Here is a 2,092-nt window from a genome sequence, read left to right as displayed (position 1 = left end):
CCTGTACCGTGCAGCGCATCCATTCCAGTTCGACCTTCTCGCAACCCTTCTTGGCGAGAGCGGCACGTACCTCATGATCAGTGAACGTCGTGCCGTCGTTGCGCTCGGCGACCTCGTCCAGTTCAACTTTGTAATTCTTGATGTTTGCGGTCTTGAGTTGCTCGGCGACGCGCTGCTTCACGTCGCGCGTGGTCTGGCCCACCTTGAGCAGGCCCGCGTGCGCCTTGTCGTGAATCGAGTAGGCGTAGATGCGCGGACGCGCCTCCGGCTTCGGCGCAAGGATTTCCTCGATGGTCTTATTCATCGCTCTCGTCCATCGGGCGAATCATCGCGTTGATGAACGCAATTTCATTCTTTGCGATACAGTACTTTTTGTAGAGCATCTTGTCAGTCCACTGACGGTCCATCGGAAGGTCAGGTACGAAAGAGAACCTTTCGCTGAAGAGGTCCTGTGTATTCTTTCGGAGCGAAATGAGAAATCGAACAAGTCGCGTTCTAAGATAGGCTGCAAACAGTTTGGCTTTCTTCTTTGAGTTGAAGCGGTTGATTACGAGATACGTCTCTGTGCAGGCGGTTCCCGGCTCAAGGATGATAGGGTCGCTTGTGATCCAGTAAGGGAACGATCCGCGTTCGCCGTACGCGCGACCTAAAATGACCTTCCACTGGTCAATCCAATCATCATTCCTTGGCACATCCGAGCGCTCAATGAACGTAAAGCCTTCAGAAGTCCAGAGTTTGATTGGTTTCTTGAGTCCTCTTGGATTCTCCTTACCGCGAAATGCTGTCCGGAGACTGAAGGGCTGTATTGGTGATACATGTGCCCCGAGGTTCTGTTTCTTGACCCCTTCCGGCCACACCTTTTCTAAAATTGATACGCCGGTGTTGTAGCGCACAAAGATGTCATAGGCGTTTAGATGTCGAATCGCAGGTTCTGGTGGCACCCCGGGAGCGATGGTCTGGACCTTGCTCGGACCTTTATGCGAGCGGTCCCAAAGGAAGTAAGAAACCCCGCCCGCGATATCGATTCCAGGACACACGTCAGCAGCATTGGGAAAGTCCACGAGGACACGGATCTGGTGGCTATTAAGCATCTCGCTTCGATAGTCGTCGAGTCCGCGGCCTCCAGCGAACCATCGCGACGGTGTAACAAATACTGCGTAGCGCGGGTCAAGCGACTTGGCTGCCTGAACAAACTTTTGATAAATGGGCATGGCGAAGCTGCCCACCGCTTCACCGCCACTCTGGCCAAGCTGATACGGCGGATTCCCGATGATGACATCGAATTGCATGTTACCTCCAAAAATCTCGGCAAGCCGAGCCTTGATGTTATTGGTATGAATGAACGCGTAAGCGTGCGACTCTAGTCCTGGGCCACGGTCGTAATCACGGCGATTGGCCCCACAGAATTTGCACTTGTCGCCATCCCAAGTGTGCTTGATGCGCTTGAACCAGATGTTGCCATCGTCGCTGTTTAAGGATTTGGCGATGGAGTGTTTGCCATTTGCGTGCTTCGAGCAATACACGCTGCGGCGTGCGAGCAGGCTGGTGATTTGCGTGATGCCGATGCCGAACACCTGCTTGGTCAGGATGTGATTCACGCGCCTTTCCAGGTTCGGGATCTCCTGCTGCAACCCCTTGGTGAGGCGGCTGGTGATCTCGCGCAGGAATACGCCGGACTTCGTGCAGGGGTCGAGGAACTTCACCGTCTTGTCGGCCCAGAGATTCGCGCCATTGTTGTTCGCCGCCCATGCGCCTGCCAGCGTGTCCAGCATCCGATTGGCGAACTCCGGGGGCGTGAACACCTCGTCGTTGGAGAGGTTGGCGATGCAAGTCAACACGTCTGGATTGCGGCCGCGAAGGGCAAAACTGGCTTGTGGAGTCATAGGGCCACCTCAGGCGTGGCAGCAGCAAGTTCGCTCACGGTCATGGGCGGGTAGGTTTTTACCGGTGCGAAAACTTCATGCTTGCCGACGCTGGCGAATAGCATACCTTCCTTGGCCAGATCGGCCATTTGGGAAAGCGCGTCAAACCGAAAGTCGCGTCGCTGAAACTTCCCCTTGCCTAGGTAGCCCCACTCCGCAAAGGTAATGTG

The 2,092-nt window shown here is 55.1% G+C and carries 2 protein-coding genes; both read right to left on the bottom strand.

Annotation, left to right across the window (positions count from 1 at the left end; all coding sequences use genetic code 11):
* Positions 1-304, bottom strand: a 304-nt coding sequence (locus IT392_13630) for a GIY-YIG nuclease family protein (GenBank protein MCC6545512.1), incomplete at its 3' end; no start/stop codon positions are given.
* Entirely contained in the window at positions 297-1,883 is a 1,587-nt protein-coding gene (locus IT392_13625; GenBank protein ID MCC6545511.1) for an Eco57I restriction-modification methylase domain-containing protein, read from the bottom strand. The genes IT392_13630 and IT392_13625, both read right to left, overlap by 8 nt.
* Between the last annotated feature and the right edge of the window lie 209 nt (positions 1,884-2,092).

The sequence above is a fragment of the Nitrospirota bacterium genome, from assembly GCA_020846775.1.
In the GTDB taxonomy this organism is placed as follows: Bacteria; Nitrospirota; 9FT-COMBO-42-15; order HDB-SIOI813; family HDB-SIOI813; genus RBG-16-43-11.
Note: the sequence above shows the minus strand (reverse complement) of the source record. Positions and strands in the feature narration are given on the sequence as shown.